We start from the raw sequence: 16,888 nt of genomic DNA on the forward strand, positions 1-16,888 counted from the left end.
AAGAGAAATCGATTTTCTATCTGCATATGAAGTCTGGAAGTTCCATCAAATTTAAACTACCTCCAAAGGGAATGCTTTCACCGAATGGAGCAGATGATCCGCTTAAGTACTACTATGTGCCCCTTGTATCCAGGCTTTTTATTAGCAGAATTCATATTACTCTTCGCTTATTGAATGACCTTTCTTTTGATAAATCGCTTGAAATTGGCTATGGCAGTGGAGTTCTATTGCCAACTCTTTCTAAAGTGAGCAATCAGGTTTATGGAGTTGATATTGGGAGTGATCCTGAATTTGTTGCTAGGCAGTTGAAAGCGCTAGGATGCAAGCCAACACTTAGCACAGGGGTTGCAGATCAATTGCTATTTGAGGATAATTATTTCGATTTAGTAGTGGCTGTATCAGTGCTAGAACATATCAAAGATATTGAGCCTTTCCTAACAGAAATCCACCGAGTAATAAAACCGGGTGGATTTTTATTAGTCGGGATGCCTGCGGTCAATTCTTTTATGGAAAAACTATTTGCAGCGATCGGTTTCTCTGGTATCAGCAATCACCATGTCACTTCACCAGAAACAATGCACCAAGCCGCAAATAAACTATTTATGCTCAAAAATATGGCTTGGATGCCTGGTTTTTTACCATTAAACTTCTATCTCTATAAATCTTTTTTATTCCAAAAATAATCTTTACTGTCAAAACCTATCAATCTAAACTATGCATCCTCAAAACTCTTTGGAAAAGTGGAGAAATCGCAACCTCTATTATTATCGAGATATAGAGAGACTTTGCCAGTTCATTGTTCAACCACAGTCAAATGTATTAGAAATTGGGTCAGGTTTGGGGCATCTCTTAAATGCTGTAGACCCTAAAGTTGGTTTGGGAATTGATATCAGCAGCGTTGCACTCGAATCGGCAAGAAACCAATTTCCTTCTTTAGAATTTTGGGAAGAAAATGCTGAGGAGTTTCAACCTATCGCTACCTATGACTATGTTCTGCTGGCTAACACGATTAGCTACATTCAGGACATTCAAAAAGCGCTACATGCCATTTATAAATCGTGTCAATCTCAGACTCGTGTGGTACTGACATTTCATAATCCTGCATGGGAACCTGTTCTGAAGTCTGCAACTTTGATTGGGCAGAGGATGCCAATTTCTAACCTAAACTGGTTGAGTTTTGAGGATATTGAGAACCTCTTAAATCTTGCTGGTTTTGATGTTGTCGTTCATGGCAAACGCTTACTATTTCCTAAGTTTTTTCCGTTTCTATCAGGGTTTATCAACCAATTCATAGCGCCTCTGCCTTGGATTAATAGAATTTGTTTATCTGAGTATATTGTTGCGCGCCTTCATCCGAATGAGACAGATTCTAGGGAAAATCGACAAACCATGACTTGCTCTGTGATTATTCCGGCTAGGAATGAAGCGGGTAATATTGAGAGTTGCATTACCAGAATGCCTAGGCTTGGAAAACATACGGAAATTATCTTTGTTGAAGGACACTCGACAGATAATACCTGGGATGAAATCCAGCGGGTGCAGCAGCAGTATGGCGAAGAGTGGGATATCAAGATCTGTCGGCAATCTGGAAAAGGAAAAGGAGATGCAGTTCGTCAAGGATTTGATATGGCGACAGGTGATGTATTCATGATCCTTGATTCTGACTTGACGGTTAGACCAGAAGATCTTGTTTACTTTTTTGATGCGATCGCATCTGGCTATTGTGAACTTGCCAATGGCTGTCGGTTGATCTACCCCCTCAGTTCTGAAACCATGCCTTGGCTCAACCGTCTTGCCAATCGATTTTTTGCCTGGTTGTTGTCCTATCTTTTGAACACTAAAATTAAAGACTCTCTCTGTGGAACCAAAGTAATTTCCAAAGAAAACTATGCAAAATTAGCCGCGAATCGTTCCTACTTTGGAGATTTTGATCCATTTGGAGACTTTGACCTGCTATTTGGTGCCGCTAAGCTAGGTCTTAAAATCAGAGATATTCCCGTTCGCTACTTACCCCGAACCTATGGTTCTTCTAATATTCAACATTTGAAAGAGGGAATTGTTTTGCTAAAAATGTGTCTCTATGCAGCCAGAAAAATCAAATTTCTCTAGTAGCCTATTTCAGCAATATCAGTTCTTAAAATTTATTGAGTCAATTGATTGTGGCAAATAAAGGTTTATTAGATCGACTGAGATTGCCAGAATTTACTGGAATTTCTGACTTAGATGACCCAAATAATATCCACATTATCCGAAACATCATTAAGCGGAAACCGTTTCTTAAGAAAACCTACGAGTCTTTCTATCAAGACATGCTAGGACGGTGCATCACTGTTCCTCCAGCAGGGGATTTTATCGAAATGGGAAGTGGAGCCGGGTTCATTAAAAAAGTGGCTCCCCATATCATCACTTCAGATGTCTTACCGTATGACGGGGTTGATCTGGTTTTTTCTGCCCTTGATATTCCGTTGAAAGACTCCAGCGTCAGTGCCTTTCTCATGATTGATGTGCTTCATCATGTAAAAGACTCGGTTAGATTTTTTGAGGAAATGCAGCGCTGTCTTAAAACGGGTGGCAAAATTGTCATGATTGAACCTGCCAATACTCCCTGGTCAACGTTTATTTATACCCGGTTTCACCATGAACCTTTTGAACCAGGTGGAGAGTGGGGATTTGACGAAGGAGGTCCATTAACCGGAGCAAATATGGCTATCCCTTGGATTATTTTTTTCCGAGATATGAACTTATTTGCTAGTAAATTTCCTCAGTTAAAGGTGTGTTCTATTCAGATTCATACGCCCTTCAGATATCTTTTAAGTGGTGGGCTATCGTTGAGGCAATTATTGCCATCTTCTTTCTATTTAGGAATTCGTTTAATTGAATGGTTGCTTTCGCCTTTTAACCCATATATTGGAATGTTTATGACTATTGAGTTAGAAAAAATAAATTAAACCTATTAAAAAAGTTCATAAAAATATGACGTTGAGTTATCAATTATTGGTATTTTTACCTTACTAAAGTTTAGAGGATATCAGGAGTATGAAGGTTGGAAGCAAGTTAAGGTTAATTGCTCCTGAAAAGATATTTGCAATTTTGGTATCTATTTTTGGAATTTTATTTTTAATTGTTACTCCACCCTTTCAAGTAGCCGATGAAAATGCCCATTTTTTCCGGGCTTATCATGTATCGGAAGGTCATTTAATGGCAAAGAGAGCCGATAAAGAGTTTGGAGGATTACTTCCAGAGAGTCTCTCTACCGTTGCTCAAGTTGTATCGGCGGGCGTGGCTTTCCATCCTGAAAATAAGCAAAAAATTGAGGATATTTTTACGACTCTTCGCATTCCATTAAATGTAGAGAAGCGTTCTTTTATTAACTATTGGACGGTTGCAAAATATTCTCCTGTCCCTTATCTTCCCCAGGCAAGTGGCATCGCGATCGCCAGGTTGTTTGGCGCTACACCATTAGCACTCATGTATTTTGGTAGACTCTTTAACTTAATTTTCTTTGCATTGACAGGATATTTTGCCATAAAAATTACCCCCATCTTCAAATGGGGATTCTTGCTATTATTGCTGACTCCAATTTCTCTTTTCACGGCTGCTTCTGTTTCTGGCGATGCGCTTACTATTGGGGTTTCTTTTCTCCTAACGGCTGTTTTCTTGAGTTGTGCCCTAGATGAAAATGTCAGCTTCGATCGCCCTAAGGGAATTATTATTTTCGTCTTGGCTGCCCTTTTGTCTCTGGCAAAACCCCCTTATCAGTTACTAATCCTACTTTTTTTTACAATTCCCATTAAAAAAATAGGCAATAGGAAAACCTACTTTGCTGTATTTACTCTTCTTGCAGCTTGGTGTGCAGCACTTTCTTTGGGGGTGGTTTATGCAATCAAGGATTTGAAAGATGTTTCCTACTCTCCAGAAATGACTTCGCCCACAAGCCAACTTGCGTTTCTAGCTGATAACCCAGGAATGTTTTTTGTGGCATTCTTCAATGGATGGAAAGTAGATGGATTAAGTATTATTCATCAACTAATTGGTCAATTGGGATGGCTAGATACGAAACTACCCGGAGTTTTAATTGACTCCTATCTTGGGATATTAGTGATTATTGCTCTGTTTGGCGGAAATAAGAAAATTCGTCTTTTTCGTATTCAAAGATTTGTAATTTTCTTAACTGCTGCATTAAATATAATCTTAATTAGTTTTGTATTGTATTTGCATTGGGCACCATTGGGTGCATCAGTTATTAGAGGATGGCAAGGGCGTTATCTGATTCCGTTTAGTCCACTGCTGTTTCTGCTGTTTTATAATCGGAAGTTTAGTGTTGAGGATGAAAAGCTAGAGTTGCTTGTGACCTGTTATGTTCCATTTGCGGCAACCTTAACTCTAATAGTTCTTTTTTATCGCTATTACATCTAATTTCCTGATGGTAAATAGGTATGTTTGAGCGATCGCCCAGAAAGTTAGAAGACTGTGGCAGAATAAACGGGATGTGTCGCTTCCCAGCCAATCCCCCTCTAAAATTTTATGACTAAGTTTGTATTTGTTACGGGTGGCGTTGTTTCTAGCATCGGCAAGGGAATTGTGGCTGCCAGTTTAGGGCGATTGCTCAAGTCACGCAACTATTCGGTTTCCATTCTCAAGCTCGACCCTTACATCAACGTCGATCCAGGCACCATGAGTCCGTTTCAGCATGGCGAGGTGTTTGTCACGGAAGATGGTGCAGAAACCGATTTAGATTTGGGTCACTATGAACGCTTTACCGACACGTCTATGTCGCGCTTAAACAGCGTCACCACTGGCTCGATTTATCAAGCAGTGCTGAATCGAGAGCGGCGAGGAGATTATCAAGGCGGCACGGTGCAGGTGATTCCGCATATCACCAATGAAATCAAAGATCGAGTGCTGCGGGTTGCCAAAAATACGAATCCCGACGTGGTGATTACCGAAATTGGCGGCACCGTGGGCGACATTGAATCGCTACCATTTTTGGAAGCAATTCGCCAGTTTCGTAAAGACGTAGGGCGGCAGAATGTGCTGTATATGCATGTGACGTTGGTGCCGTGGATTCCCGCAGCAGGCGAGATGAAAACCAAGCCGACTCAGCATTCGGTGAAGGAACTGCGATCGATCGGCATTCAGCCTGACATGTTAGTGTGCCGCAGCGATCGCCCGCTGCCTGAAGGGTTTAAAGAAAAGGTGTCGGGCTTTTGCGATGTGGCAGCGGAGTGTGTGATTTCTTGCCCCGATGCCAGCAGCATTTATGAAGTGCCTTTGTTACTCGAACGGGAAGGTTTAGCTCATCAAGCCTTAGAGCTATTGCAACTGGAACAGCGTGACCCTGATCTCACCCAGTGGGCACGATTGGTCGATCGCCTGTATCACCCAACCAAGCGCGTAGAAATTGCGATCGTGGGTAAATATGTGCGATTGGGTGATGCCTATCTGTCGGTGATGGAGGCGTTACGCCATGCTGCGATCGAGTTAGATAGCGACCTGAATATTCGCTGGGTCAATTCTGAAGATATCGAGACTCAAAATCCTGAACAGTTTTTGCAGGGTGTGAATGGCATCATCGTTCCGGGTGGCTTTGGTGCCCGTGGAATTGATGGCAAAGTTGCCGCCGTTCACTATGCGCGATCGCATCAAATTCCCTTTTTAGGCTTGTGCCTAGGGATGCAATGCTCTGTAATTGAATGGGCACGCCATCTTGCCCATTTAGAAGATGCCAATAGTTCAGAATTTAACGCCGATGCCCAAAACCCAGTGATCAACTTGTTGCCAGAACAGCAAGATGTGGTGGATTTGGGTGGCACCATGCGGCTGGGGCTATATCCGTGTCGTCTTGCTCCCAATACCCTTGCCTTCAGCCTGTATCAAGAAGAAGTGATTTATGAACGCCACCGCCATCGCTACGAATTTAATAACGCCTATCGCAATCTACTTATAGAATCGGGATATGTCATTAGCGGCACCTCACCCGATGGGCGTTTGGTCGAAATTGTTGAACTTTCCAATCATCCCTTTTTCATTGCCAGCCAATTTCATCCAGAGTTCCAGTCTCGCCCAAGCTTACCTCACCCATTGTTTAAAGGATTTATCCGAGCAGCCCTTGCCCAACAAGAGCCAACGTCAAACCCAAGCTATGTTCCTGAAGCATCTACTGTTGTCCTAGATAGACAAGATTCCGCCGCCTTTATTGCTCCGGCTGAAGTGTCTTAACTCTAGATCCCTAACTCTAGGTCAACGAACCCATTGTCTAACCGTTTCTTCGCCTAAAAGTCCGTGGCTTATTGGATTAAGCTGATCTACGATCGCAATACTTACGTGATTGACCTAGACCGGGTAAGCGCCTTTTGTCATACCCCAAATAGTCGAGTATCCTTTTCAATTTTTGACGGTAACATCACCATCGTCATTACCCAACAAAGCGACCCGATGATCTATCAAGCGATCGTAGATTACATCGAAAAGAAAACTGACTTGTCTCTTCCCTAGCTCAAAACTCCGAACTCAAAACTCAAAACTTAAAACTTTCCCCTACCCCGCCGCTAACTGCCAAGCCAGTTTTGCCGCACCCACAATCCCCGCCTGATTGCCCAATTCTGCCTTTAAGAGTTGCAGTCCAGCGCGGGAGCAGGGCAATACCCGCCGTTCTAATTCAGCCTGAATCGATGGAAAAAACAGGTCAGCGCTGGCACTAACCCCGCCGCCGATAATGACGGCTTCTGGTGACAGTACATAGACCAGGCTGGCTATTCCAGCGCCTAAATCATGCCCGTAGTGCTGCCAAAATTCCAGGGCGTTGGTATCACCCGCGATCGCCATTGCGCCCAATTTATCGGGTTCTAATCCAGTCCGGCGACGAATTGCCTGCACCGAAGCATATTGTTCCAAAGACCCTTGATTGCCGCTGTTGCAGGCAGGTCCATCAGGGTTGAGCGTAATTAGCCCCAGTTCACCCGCTGTGCCGTGATGCCCGACAAACAGTCTGCCATCCAGAATAATCGCGCCACCTACGCCCGTGCCCAGGGTGAGCAAAATCAGGTTGCGGAACCAGCGTCCTGCACCCAGCCATGCTTCGCCCATTCCAGCGCAATTGGCATCGTTGGCAATGGTCGTTGGTAATCCAGTTTTGGCTTCAATCCAATCAGCCAACGGAACATCATGCCAATCTTTTAAGTTGATGGCAACTCTAGCAATTCGTCCAGTCGCATCAGCAGGACCCGGAGTGCCAATGCCGATCGCCTGTGCTTGGTGAGCGGGATCAAGTTGGGCGATCGCCAGAAGTATTGCCGTGACCACCGCTTCTGGGGTAGACGGTTGGGGTGTTGGCACCGTTAACGACTGCAAGCACGCGCCATCGTGACTAAATCGCCCTAACTTAATTGCCGTTCCGCCTAAATCAATCCCCAAAACCTGTGGACACTGCTTCGGCGTTTCCTGCGGCTCCTTTAACTCACTATTCATCGGTAGCACTCCATCATCGCGGCTAGTCTGCCATTTTAAGCGAATGTATGACCGCTTGAGATGGAGCAACCGCGATCGCTAAGCTAAAGGCTGCTTGAACCCCTTGACTGAGGAGTGAGCAAATAACGAACACTCGGTTGAGTCGTCAGGCTTACGGGTCGCAAATTGCGAGAAAATAGCTTGGGCTTATTTTTGAGTAACATTGTAGTAATTTTGGCAGCCTGGGCTATTTCAGGCTTCCATAGCTGCTGGGCTGTGTGGTGAACCAATCCGGTAGAGATCGCGGCAAATGATGTCAAACTGGCTGCAAAAAATCCGGCAATCTGTAATTTCACTGGATACCTCTTGCCCAAATGTGTAAATAATGGCTGGAAAAATGCACTATTTTAACTACGGGTTGGCGTGTGAATTTTCCGGTTTCTCCGTTTCCCTCGTAATTTTCAGAATGCAACATGAGCCACGCAAGAAGCATCAGGGGTTTTACAGGACTTTATGCCAAAGTTTAGAGAAACAACCGCGTTTCTACTTGGCGCGATCGCCCTTAAAATCAGGACATGCAAAATCAATCCACTTCGCCCCAAATTCCTGACTGCACCTGGCAGCGCCCCATCGGTTTAGGCTGGAAAACTCCCTACACCGTTCGCTATCCCAGCAATTTAGATGATGGACCTTGGCACGGAATGCCCCTCGGTGGTTTCGGAGCCGGATGCATCGGGCGATCGCACCGAGGAGACTTTAACCTGTGGCATGTGGACAGCGGCGAACACATCTTTCAAAGCATACCCGCCTGCCAGTTCAGCCTCTTCGAGCAAGTCGGCGACCAATCCCAAGCCTACGCCTTATCCACAGAACCACCAAAGGATGGAAGTTTAAGCACCTGGCAATGGTATCCAACAGTTGAAAGAAATAGGGAGGCAAAAGAAGCAGAAGGAATTCAAAACTCAAAACTCAAAACTCAAAACTCAAAACTCAAAACTCCCTCTCCTTCAACAGGCACCTATCACGCCCTCTATCCCCGCAGTTGGTTTGTTTACGAGAATGTGTTTCAGGCAAATCTCACCTGTGAACAGTTTTCGCCCATTTTGCCCGATAACTATCAGGAAACTAGCTATCCTGTCGCGATCTTTGAGTGGACAGCCCACAATCCCACTGATCAACCCATTACCCTCAGCCTGATGCTGACTTGGCAAAATATGGTGGGCTGGTTCACCAATGCTTCTAAATCGCCAGAAGTGAAGCTGCGCGATGACGGCAGCCCCGTGTATGAGTATCAGCCGCGATTGGGAGAAAGCACCGGAAACGTGAACCGCTGGGTAAATGAGGGAGCGCGAGTTGGAATAGTTATGGAGAAGGCGAAAGCAACAATGGGCGATCGCCAACCTAGCGAAGGCGATGGGCAGTGGGCGATTCTCGTCGGAGATCCGCAAAGTGGAATCGCAGTTCAACCACCTGCCAACATCGAGGTTTTTTATCAGACTCGCTGGAACCCCACAGGCGACGGCTCTGAAGTGTGGCGCACTTTTGCTAAAACTGGTGCATTGCTGAATCAAGCAAATGCAACTGCCGCAGAATCGGGCGAACAGATTGCAACCGCGATCGCGGTGCGCTTCACGTTACAACCGGGCGAAACTCAACGGATTCCTTTCACCTTAAGCTGGGATTTTCCAGTGATGGAGTTTGCCCAAGGTGTGGAGTATTTTAAGCGCTACACCGATTTCTTTGATCGCAGCGGCAAGAATGCTTGGGCGATCGCCCACACTGCCCTAGAACACTACCAAACCTGGCAACAGCAGATTCAATCTTGGCAGCAGCCTATTTTAGACAAGCCATTGCCCAACTGGTTCAAAATGGCGCTATTCAACGAACTGTATATCCTGACCGATGGCGGCACTGTGTGGAGCGCGGCAACGGCAAAAGATCCAGTTGGACAGTTTGCCGTGTTGGAATGTATTGATTACCGTTGGTACGAAAGCTTAGATGTGCGCTTGTACGGCTCTTTTGGACTCCTGATGCTGTTCCCAGAATTGGAAAAATCAGTGATTCGCGCTTTTGCCCGTGCCATTCCTACCAGCGACGATCGCACTCGCATTATCGGCTACTACATGACCATTGGCGCAGATAGTCCCATGGCAGTTCGCAAGACGGCTGGAGCCACTCCCCACGATCTCGGCGCACCGAATGAACATGTCTGGGAGAAAACCAACTACACCAGCTATCAAGATTGCAACCTGTGGAAAGACTTGTCCTGCGATTTTGTGCTGCAAGTTTATCGCGCCTTTTTGCTGACCGACCCAACCGATATTGGCTTTTTGCAAGAATGCTGGGCTGCAATTTCGCAAACGATGCACTATCTCAAGCGCTTTGACAAAAACTTTGATGGCATCCCCGAAAACTCTGGTGCCCCTGACCAAACCTTTGATGATTGGAAGCTTCAAGGAATCAGCGCCTATTGCGGTGGTCTGTGGTTAGCGGCATTGGAAGCCGCGATCGCGATCGGTCGCATCCTTGCCGAACAGACCGCTGATATTCGCCTGCTCACCAGCCTATCCAACGACATTGGTAACTTCCAACTTTGGCTAGAACAAGCCTCTCTCTTGTATCAAGAAAAGCTCTGGAACGGTCAGTACTATCGAATTGACAGCGACAGCGACTCCGATATTGTCATGACTGATCAACTGTGCGGACAATTCTACGCCCGACTGCTGCATCTACCCGACATTGTGCCCTGCGATCGCGCCCAATCCGCCCTCCGCACCGTCTACGATGCCTGCTTCGTTAAGTTCAACCAATACCTCAAATCTGGCAACTTTACTCAACACTTCACCACTGTCCAACAAGCCCGTCTCGCAGAACAGCAAACGCTAGACACAGCTAATCAATTCAAAACTCAAAACGCAAAACTCAACATCTCCTCGCCTCCCATCGGAGCCGCCAACGGAGTTCGCCCCGACGGCACCCCCGAAAACCCCAACTCTACTCATCCCCTGGAAGTGTGGATTGGCATCAACTTTGGGCTTGCTGCTTTCATGGCGCAAATGGGCATGGAGGACGAAGCGCTGGCGATCGCTCACGCAGTTGTCCAGCAAATTTACGACAACGGTTTACAGTTCCGCACCCCAGAAGCCATTACGCCCTCTGGCACTTTTCGCGCGAGTCACTATTTAAGAGCAATGGCAATTTGGGCAGTTTATGGTGTACTTGCTGGAGAATTATAGGCTTTTAATCATAAGGTTTTGCATCACTTGGAAACGGCTGATAGGACTGATGCCTAGTCTAAACAGTTAACCCGACTGAATCTAGATTCTCGCTAGCAATAGTCAAAGGAACCCTAAACTTGATATATTGATTGTTCAGTATGGCGGCATGGCCAAGTGGTAAGGCAGAGGATTGCAAATCCTTTACCCCCAGTTCGAATCTGGGTGCCGCCTTTGAGGGTCTTAGGCTCTGATATTGTACGGTCGCACACTAAATATCGCTCAAAACCGTGCTGCTTGTGTTTAGAAACTACCGGGTTTTAGTGTTCGGAGACGGAGAGTTCCACAGTCCTAAACTCGCCCAGTGGCTAGAGGAACAAGGGATCTCTTTTACGCTGCGGCAGAAAAAGGATTCCCATTTCCAAGCCTCTGGCGAGGAAGACTTTTCTAGGATTCCTTGGTTCCAATCAAACCTTTCCACCATTTTTAAGAAGGTGAATAATTGCACAACAACTCCGTACATTTTCCGTAGTGTCAAATTTATCAAATAAAATTTTGAACCCCCTACGGTTGTAGGCATCAACTGATTCATTTTCGGACTCATTTTCCGCTTCGATCTCACTTAAAACTTGCTCAGCGCGACTTTTAATCTCAAGTTGGCTAAAGTCGCTGTTTTCAGCTAGTTCAGCATCGCTTTTGACAACGGGCAACCAGCGTTGCCAGTAGAAATGCTGGATCGCTCAGTGCGGTTGCTAATTCACTATCTGAAGTTTTGGGATGTCCCTGTCCCTGCTTAATTTATCCCTCTGTTTAGCAATGCCCGATCCAAAAGGTGAGGCTGTCTCGTTGCTTCAGACCAGCGTTATACTCAGACCAGGTGCGGATGTGCGGTAGCTCATTGTTATGAGGGTTTGTGGATGATACTTCAACCCTATTAGGTCGCTCCATCCCCAACTCCTTCATGCAACAACGCCGCTTTTTTGTGAAAAGTTTAAGGATGTTTTTTTGAATAAACCAGTGGATGAAGTAGTTTCAAACTCAACGGCGAAACAGATTGGCAGTAAAGCTAAATCACCGTTTGAGAATGCTTATAAAGCAGCCTTGCTTATCAAGGATGTCATTTATGTGCAGGGATTTTTATGTTTTGAAGGGCAACCCTTCCGACCGATTGAACATAGCTGGGTTGAGTATAGCGATCGCATTGTTGATCCATCTTTGCCTCATCTCGGCAGAAAAGCTGCGGATCTTCACTACTTTCCGGCTCAGGAATTGCCCGTTAAAAAATTGAAAGCAGCGATCGAGGAAGCCAAGGAAGATTATCCAGAGGATGAGCCACTGCCAATTTATGGATCTCAACCCTACGAATATTATGGGGATGTGATGTTGGGGGGAAAGGAGTATACCAAAGCCTATGAAGCGGCGCTGGCAAAGTGCAAAGAACTGAATCAGCCCCACTCTAGAAACCGGAATTGAGTTATGACAACGGATAAATCGGTTAGAACACAATAATCCTTGAGAAGTAAGGAATAACGGATAGTTGCTGTTTTAACCTTTCCTCGTGCCGTCTAGATTTACTGTTGGGTAAAACGCGGAACAGGGGTTGGAAAAAGGGCTTGAAATCCAGCTTGTCTGGCGATCGCTGGTTCTGAGGCTGCGTTCCAAAGGCTTTCATAATAAAAAAAGGATACTCCTAGCTTGCGCTCCTGTGCTACCTGAACTTGTGCCTGAATTTGCGATATTGCCACGGGCTTGTTCCTTAATCCTGCTAAAACTCCAATTCCAGTGGGAATTTTTTGCTGAGTTTCTTGAATTTCGGGGCGATTAATCTGCTCTACAAAGCTTTGTAAAGTTGGGCGATACACTTGCACAATCAGTTCGTCAACGATGCCCCGCCGTACCCATGTTAGCCAGTCTTGTAGATGTAGACGGTAGGCTAAATCGTAATAATTGGGCGATACAGAAAAAATTGCGCGTGGCTTTTTGGCTTTGACAGCAGCCCGGAGTTTAACCATAAAAGAAGTGATTTTATTGGCGCGCCATTTGATCCATGCGGCATCTTGAGGATTCGATGGCGGCGCTTTTTTCATTTCTTGGGTATACAGCGCGGTGGTATAGCGATCGTAGCCAAACTCGCTAGGCAAACTGGTGTGGTCATCAAACTGAATGCCGTCGCCATCATATTGAGTGACAATTTCTAGGACTAAATCGGTGATGAATTTTTGCACATCCGGGCGAAATGGATTAAGCCAGACCACTTCCCCTGCCGCGCTGATGGAAGTTTGACTACCATCCAGCTTTTGGGTTAACCATTCGGGATGGTTCATGGCGAGTTCTGATGTGGGCGGAGCCATAAAACCAAATTCAAACCAGGGAATCACCAGCAGATTTTGTTGATGACCTTGGGCGATCAAATCTGCCAAAAAATCGTGCCCCTCTACTCCCTGATAAACAAAGGGCTGAATTTTCTCCCGTTGGGCGACAGCGCTAGGATACATAACGTAACCTGCATTCCAGACCACGGGATAAATCGTGTTGAAGTTGAGTTGCTGAAGTTGACTAGTTGCAGTCTGCACTTTTTGGCGATCGCGCAAAATATCCATATCGTTGCTCGTCATCCAAACGCCCCGAATTTCTTGGCGCGGCTGAGTTTGCCCAAGGTCACCCCGAAATAATCCCGCCAAACCAAATGCCAACAGGAACAAAATCAGTAGAATTGGTTGAATCCGCTGGAGTGTTGCAGGAAGCGACTTGAGGCTGTGCCGGAGTGGATCACCGATTTTCATGGACGACTTGCGAATGATTGGACGCTCTTGTTTTAACGCATTTTAAGCGCGATCGCCCTTGATCACGATTAAGGTAAATCCGTGTTGCCCATGAGATAGCGATCGCATTCCCGCGCTGCGTTGCGTCCTTCATTAATTGCCCAGACCACCAGGCTTTGCCCCCGCCGACAGTCTCCTGCGGCAAACACGCCCGGAATGCTAGTGGTATAGGTTGCCGGATCAGCTTTGACATTGCTCCGGGGATCACGTTCCACCCCCAAGGCATCGAGCAACGGCTGTTCGGGACCGAGGAAACCCATTGCCAGCAGCACGAGTTGGGCAGGCAGTACTTGTTCTGTGCCAGGAATATGGTGGGGAATAAACTGACCTTTCTCATTTCGTTCCCATTTGACTTGAACCGTGTGGATGGCTTTGACGCTGCCCGTTCCGTCGCCTTCAAACTGAGTGGCAGTGGTGAGATAACCACGGGGATCATCGCCAAACACAGCCGCCGCTTCTTCTTGCCCATAATCCATCCGATAAACTTTGGGCCACTCTGGCCAAGGATTGTTGGGGGCGCGGGTCAAGGGTGGTTTGTCCATAATTTCAAGCTGAATCAGGCTTTTGCAGCCATGTCGTAAGGAAGTGCCGACACAATCCGTGCCCGTGTCGCCGCCGCCGATGATGACGACATCTTTACCAGTGGCAGAAATGGGCGTGTGTGGATTCTGGTCTAGCAATGCCTGAGTGTTGACAGTGAGAAAATCCATGGCAAAGTGAATGCCGTTGAGTTCTCGCCCTGGAATTGGCAAGTCGCGGGGCTTAGTAGCTCCAGTGCAAAGCATTACCGAGTCATACTCGCTCAGCAGTTGCTCAACGGGTAGATCTTTACCGATTTCCGTGTTGCACTGAAAGGTAACGCCTTCGTCTTCTAGTAGCTTGAGGCGGCGTTGGACGATCGCTTCTTTTTCGAGCTTCATGTTGGGGATGCCATACATCAGCAGTCCACCGGGGCGATCGGCGCGTTCAAACACCGTCACCCAATGTCCGGCTTTGTTCAGTTGGTCAGCGGCAGACAGACCCGCAGGACCCGACCCAATCACCGCAACTTTTTTGCCGGTACGTTTGCTAGGTGGATTGGGCGTAATCCAGCCTTCATCCCACCCTTTATCCACGATGGAGCATTCGATATTTTTGATGGTGACGGGCGGATTGGTGATGCCGAGAACACAGGAGCCTTCGCAGGGAGCGGGGCAAACACGCCCAGTGAATTCAGGAAAGTTATTGGTTTTGTGCAGGCGATCGAGGGCTTCATGCCACAATCCGCGATACACCAAGTCGTTCCATTCGGGGATCAGGTTGTTGATCGGACAACCGCTCGCCATGCCGCTGATGATGGTGCCCGTATGACAAAAGGGCGTACCGCAATCCATACAGCGGGCACCTTGGTTCCGAAGTTTATCCTCTGGCAAGTGCCGATGAATCTCGCTCCAGTCGTGAATGCGATCGCCCGGTGCGCGATCGTCCGGCAATTCCCGCACGTATTCAATAAAGCCCGTTGGTTTTCCCATGATGATGTTCTCAGTTAAAGTTGTGTCTAGAAGGAACAATGATTGACTAATTTGCTTTTTCAGATTGCTTCAATAGTTCGTAGAAAATCCTCTGCTGTAATTATTTGCACAGCTTGGAATGGATTTAATACAAGTAAATCTTTATCACCTGTAATAATAAATTCTGCCTTTCCACTGATAGCAAGTTCTAGAATCTGGTCATCCTTTGAATCACGGCATACTTGAATCTTTTCAGTTAACTCAACTAATATTGACCGTTCTATAAATGTCTCTAAAAAATGTCTCTAAAAACTTCTCTCGATCTTCAGAGGTGATATAGCGATTGAATTTTTCGCGCCCTAACACTTCATTCAGTTCTTCTAATAACTCAAAAGACACTAGAACTTCACCGTGCTGTAACGCATATTGAAAAACTTGAGCAGGTTTACCTGTTGAAAACAGCAATGCGCTAACAAGGATATTAGTATCAAACACATACCGTCTACTATTCATTCAATAGTGAATTTAAAATTTCAGGTGTCAAGCCTTGTTCTTGAGCCTTGCGACTAATCTCGCTCATAATTTCTTCAAGCGGCGGCTTTTGACGCATAACTTCTCCTAACTTTAAACTCAGTAGTGCTTCCATCTTGCGCCGTTGTTCCTCTGAAACTGCTTCAAAAACATGAGCAAATTCAGCATTAACTCGAATCTTAATTTCTCTCGTTTCCATAGCTTGAAATGTCCTAATTTTCTTTGATTAGCTCACACGGGGCAGCGATCGCACCGATAAAATTTCGTCAGACTGTAGGGCTTTCACAGCGGATATGGGAACTGCCACAACTGCGATCGATTCACCCACTGCATTAAACACTTCTAAATAACATCCTTGTTCGCCCCCCGTTGGATGGGGCATAAAGTCAATTAACACGGCAATGTCTCCCGCTTTGAGATTATCTTCTGGCACATCACGAGTCAAAGCAACATCCTGGTATAGCTTAAGCATCTTTGCGTGACTCCTTAAATTCTGCCGCCCCCAAAAACTTTGAATTGTCATTTCTTAGTTTTTATACCAACAAGTAGACAGTTAATTTCTGATCGGGAACTTCTGCCTCAGATGTGATTTTCATACCTGTTGGATAATATCAAGATCCCTATTCGGCAACCTCATTCTTTAACTGTTGAATAAGTGCTTTGTAATGTTTCTCATAATGCTCAAAAAAGAAGGATATTAATATCCCCACGTCCCAACTCTGGTCTTCGATTAGTTTCAATTGTGATATTTCCCAAACCTAAACCACGAAGAATTCTTTCTACATCTTGGACTCTTGGTTTACCTCTTTCAGTATATATAACGGATGTAGCACCTTTTGGCTGAGGATTAGTTGCCTCAGCTAAATCTGTCAGAATCATAGATGAACCATATCCTGCTTCTAATAAAGCTTGAACCGTTTTAGTTGCATCTTGTCTTCTATCAGAACGGTAGAAAACGAAAACAGAATAATTAGCGTTTGCTCGAAATACAACGTCTTCTTGTTTTCTTTTATTTGATTCCTCTTGGGATATTTGAATGTCCGGATTTTTCCGTTTTAAGGCATCAATATCAGAGGTAAGTTGTGCAATTTTCCGATTAAGACCAGTTACTTCGGCATTAAGACTTGAATCATTACTTAAAATTGTATTTGTGTTGGTTTCGACCTGTGTAAGAGCCTTGGTGACTTCAGCAGTTACTCCTTTACCATCGGAAGAAATTTTCATAGTTTGCCAAAGAGACAAGCTAACTAAAACTACTCCAATCAAAGCTAGTAAAAGATCAGTAAGAGCAATCTTTCGCCCTTTAAGGTAGCTGAAAATCACTGCCAAGATGATTAAACTACCTAGTACTAACCCACTGACAACAATAATTGATTCAATCATA

Annotated in this window: 19 protein-coding genes and 1 tRNA gene; 10 read left to right on the plus strand and 10 right to left on the minus strand. The window is 45.6% G+C overall.

The window, feature by feature from the left end; translation table 11 throughout:
• Positions 1 to 71: 71 nt before the first annotated feature.
• The 6 genes from AB3R30_RS04660 to AB3R30_RS04685 all read left to right on the plus strand — a co-directional run bounded on the left by AB3R30_RS04660 (position 72) and on the right by AB3R30_RS04685 (position 6,495).
• Positions 72 to 683: a class I SAM-dependent methyltransferase gene (locus AB3R30_RS04660; RefSeq protein ID WP_458647980.1), complete on the plus strand. Its 612-nt coding sequence runs from the start codon at positions 72 to 74 to the stop codon at positions 681 to 683.
• Between the two features lie 31 nt (positions 684 to 714).
• Positions 715 to 2,109, plus strand: coding sequence for a glycosyltransferase (locus AB3R30_RS04665; protein ID WP_458647981.1), 1,395 nt, complete (start codon positions 715 to 717; stop codon positions 2,107 to 2,109).
• A gap of 35 nt (positions 2,110 to 2,144) precedes the next feature.
• Complete coding sequence (locus AB3R30_RS04670) at positions 2,145 to 2,948, plus strand: methyltransferase domain-containing protein (RefSeq protein ID WP_458647982.1); 804 nt, start codon at positions 2,145 to 2,147, stop codon at positions 2,946 to 2,948.
• Between the two features lie 88 nt (positions 2,949 to 3,036).
• Entirely contained in the window at positions 3,037 to 4,416 is a 1,380-nt protein-coding gene (locus tag AB3R30_RS04675) for a DUF2142 domain-containing protein (protein WP_458647983.1), read from the plus strand.
• A gap of 108 nt (positions 4,417 to 4,524) precedes the next feature.
• Positions 4,525 to 6,219, plus strand: coding sequence for a CTP synthase (locus tag AB3R30_RS04680; protein WP_458647984.1), 1,695 nt, complete (start codon positions 4,525 to 4,527; stop codon positions 6,217 to 6,219).
• Between the two features lie 63 nt (positions 6,220 to 6,282).
• On the plus strand, positions 6,283 to 6,495 hold the full coding sequence (locus AB3R30_RS04685) for a hypothetical protein (RefSeq protein WP_458647985.1): 213 nt from the start codon (positions 6,283 to 6,285) through the stop codon (positions 6,493 to 6,495).
• Positions 6,496 to 6,537: 42 nt separating this feature from the next.
• Here the strand turns inward: AB3R30_RS04685 and AB3R30_RS04690 are convergent, their stop codons facing one another.
• Together AB3R30_RS04690 and AB3R30_RS04695 are read right to left on the minus strand one after the other, a co-directional pair.
• Positions 6,538 to 7,467 carry an ROK family protein gene (locus tag AB3R30_RS04690; protein ID WP_458647986.1) on the minus strand — a complete coding sequence of 310 codons (930 nt, stop codon included), beginning with the start codon at positions 7,465 to 7,467 and terminating at the stop codon, positions 6,538 to 6,540.
• Between the two features lie 83 nt (positions 7,468 to 7,550).
• Positions 7,551 to 7,802, minus strand: coding sequence for a hypothetical protein (locus AB3R30_RS04695; RefSeq protein ID WP_458647987.1), 252 nt, complete (start codon positions 7,800 to 7,802; stop codon positions 7,551 to 7,553).
• Between the two features lie 219 nt (positions 7,803 to 8,021).
• Between AB3R30_RS04695 and AB3R30_RS04700 the strand changes: the two genes are divergently transcribed.
• The 3 genes from AB3R30_RS04700 to AB3R30_RS04710 all read left to right on the plus strand — a co-directional run bounded on the left by AB3R30_RS04700 (position 8,022) and on the right by AB3R30_RS04710 (position 11,212).
• Complete coding sequence (locus AB3R30_RS04700; protein WP_458647988.1) at positions 8,022 to 10,682, plus strand: GH116 family glycosyl hydrolase; 2,661 nt, start codon at positions 8,022 to 8,024, stop codon at positions 10,680 to 10,682.
• Between the two features lie 142 nt (positions 10,683 to 10,824).
• Positions 10,825 to 10,895, plus strand: a tRNA-Cys gene (locus AB3R30_RS04705).
• Positions 10,896 to 10,960: 65 nt separating this feature from the next.
• Positions 10,961 to 11,212 carry a transposase gene (locus tag AB3R30_RS04710; RefSeq protein ID WP_458648141.1) on the plus strand — a complete coding sequence of 84 codons (252 nt, stop codon included), beginning with the start codon at positions 10,961 to 10,963 and terminating at the stop codon, positions 11,210 to 11,212.
• Here AB3R30_RS04710 and AB3R30_RS04715 read toward each other — a convergent pair.
• A complete protein-coding gene (locus tag AB3R30_RS04715) occupies positions 11,129 to 11,371 on the minus strand; it encodes a hypothetical protein (RefSeq protein ID WP_458648145.1) in 243 nt (80 codons plus the stop codon). The two genes, AB3R30_RS04710 and AB3R30_RS04715, sit on opposite strands and share 84 nt — an antisense overlap.
• Before the next feature lie 295 nt (positions 11,372 to 11,666).
• On the opposite strand from AB3R30_RS04715, the gene AB3R30_RS04720 reads away from it, so the two are divergent.
• On the plus strand, positions 11,667 to 12,134 hold the full coding sequence (locus AB3R30_RS04720; RefSeq protein ID WP_458647989.1) for a hypothetical protein: 468 nt from the start codon (positions 11,667 to 11,669) through the stop codon (positions 12,132 to 12,134).
• Between the two features lie 98 nt (positions 12,135 to 12,232).
• On the opposite strand, the gene AB3R30_RS04725 is transcribed toward AB3R30_RS04720, so the two are convergent.
• From AB3R30_RS04725 to AB3R30_RS04755, 7 genes are all read right to left on the minus strand, one after another.
• Positions 12,233 to 13,444 (minus strand): family 10 glycosylhydrolase, encoded by a 1,212-nt coding sequence (locus AB3R30_RS04725; protein ID WP_458647990.1) that lies wholly within the window; start codon positions 13,442 to 13,444, stop codon positions 12,233 to 12,235.
• Between the two features lie 68 nt (positions 13,445 to 13,512).
• A complete protein-coding gene (locus AB3R30_RS04730) occupies positions 13,513 to 14,994 on the minus strand; it encodes a glutamate synthase subunit beta (RefSeq protein ID WP_458647991.1) in 1,482 nt (493 codons plus the stop codon).
• Positions 14,995 to 15,053: 59 nt separating this feature from the next.
• Positions 15,054 to 15,257: a putative toxin-antitoxin system toxin component, PIN family gene (locus AB3R30_RS04735; RefSeq protein ID WP_458648142.1), complete on the minus strand. Its 204-nt coding sequence runs from the start codon at positions 15,255 to 15,257 to the stop codon at positions 15,054 to 15,056.
• Entirely contained in the window at positions 15,235 to 15,486 is a 252-nt protein-coding gene (locus AB3R30_RS04740; RefSeq protein ID WP_458647992.1) for a putative toxin-antitoxin system toxin component, PIN family, read from the minus strand. Before AB3R30_RS04740 ends, AB3R30_RS04735 begins: the two co-directional genes overlap by 23 nt.
• A complete protein-coding gene (locus tag AB3R30_RS04745) occupies positions 15,479 to 15,703 on the minus strand; it encodes a hypothetical protein (RefSeq protein WP_458647993.1) in 225 nt (74 codons plus the stop codon). Before AB3R30_RS04745 ends, AB3R30_RS04740 begins: the two co-directional genes overlap by 8 nt.
• Before the next feature lie 27 nt (positions 15,704 to 15,730).
• The gene (locus AB3R30_RS04750; protein ID WP_458647994.1) at positions 15,731 to 15,976 is read right to left on the minus strand and encodes a DUF4926 domain-containing protein; all 246 of its coding nucleotides are present in this window, start codon (positions 15,974 to 15,976) and stop codon (positions 15,731 to 15,733) included.
• Positions 15,977 to 16,185: 209 nt separating this feature from the next.
• Positions 16,186 to 16,887: a hypothetical protein gene (locus tag AB3R30_RS04755; protein WP_458647995.1), complete on the minus strand. Its 702-nt coding sequence runs from the start codon at positions 16,885 to 16,887 to the stop codon at positions 16,186 to 16,188.
• Position 16,888: the final 1 nt, after the last annotated feature.

The sequence above is a fragment of the Sivoneniella epilithica UHCC 1019 genome, from assembly GCF_040830845.1.
In the GTDB taxonomy this organism is placed as follows: domain Bacteria; phylum Cyanobacteriota; class Cyanobacteriia; order Leptolyngbyales; family Leptolyngbyaceae; genus ULC077BIN1.

Excerpts from the sequence above, each read along its gene's own strand:
- AB3R30_RS04665 (WP_458647981.1), top strand. The coding sequence starts at position 715 with ATGCATCCTCAAAACTCTTTGGAAAAGTGGAGAAATCGCAACCTCTAT.
- AB3R30_RS04745 (WP_458647993.1), bottom strand. The coding sequence starts at position 15,703 with ATGGAAACGAGAGAAATTAAGATTCGAGTTAATGCTGAATTTGCTCAT.
- AB3R30_RS04730 (WP_458647991.1), bottom strand. The coding sequence starts at position 14,994 with ATGGGAAAACCAACGGGCTTTATTGAATACGTGCGGGAATTGCCGGAC.
- AB3R30_RS04675 (WP_458647983.1), top strand. The coding sequence starts at position 3,037 with ATGAAGGTTGGAAGCAAGTTAAGGTTAATTGCTCCTGAAAAGATATTT.
- AB3R30_RS04700 (WP_458647988.1), top strand. The coding sequence starts at position 8,022 with ATGCAAAATCAATCCACTTCGCCCCAAATTCCTGACTGCACCTGGCAG.
- AB3R30_RS04660 (WP_458647980.1), top strand. The coding sequence starts at position 72 with ATGCTTTCACCGAATGGAGCAGATGATCCGCTTAAGTACTACTATGTG.
- AB3R30_RS04740 (WP_458647992.1), bottom strand. The coding sequence starts at position 15,486 with ATGAATAGTAGACGGTATGTGTTTGATACTAATATCCTTGTTAGCGCA.
- AB3R30_RS04725 (WP_458647990.1), bottom strand. The coding sequence starts at position 13,444 with ATGAAAATCGGTGATCCACTCCGGCACAGCCTCAAGTCGCTTCCTGCA.
- AB3R30_RS04750 (WP_458647994.1), bottom strand. The coding sequence starts at position 15,976 with ATGCTTAAGCTATACCAGGATGTTGCTTTGACTCGTGATGTGCCAGAA.
- AB3R30_RS04690 (WP_458647986.1), bottom strand. The coding sequence starts at position 7,467 with ATGAATAGTGAGTTAAAGGAGCCGCAGGAAACGCCGAAGCAGTGTCCA.
- AB3R30_RS04755 (WP_458647995.1), bottom strand. The coding sequence starts at position 16,887 with ATGATTGAATCAATTATTGTTGTCAGTGGGTTAGTACTAGGTAGTTTA.
- AB3R30_RS04680 (WP_458647984.1), top strand. The coding sequence starts at position 4,525 with ATGACTAAGTTTGTATTTGTTACGGGTGGCGTTGTTTCTAGCATCGGC.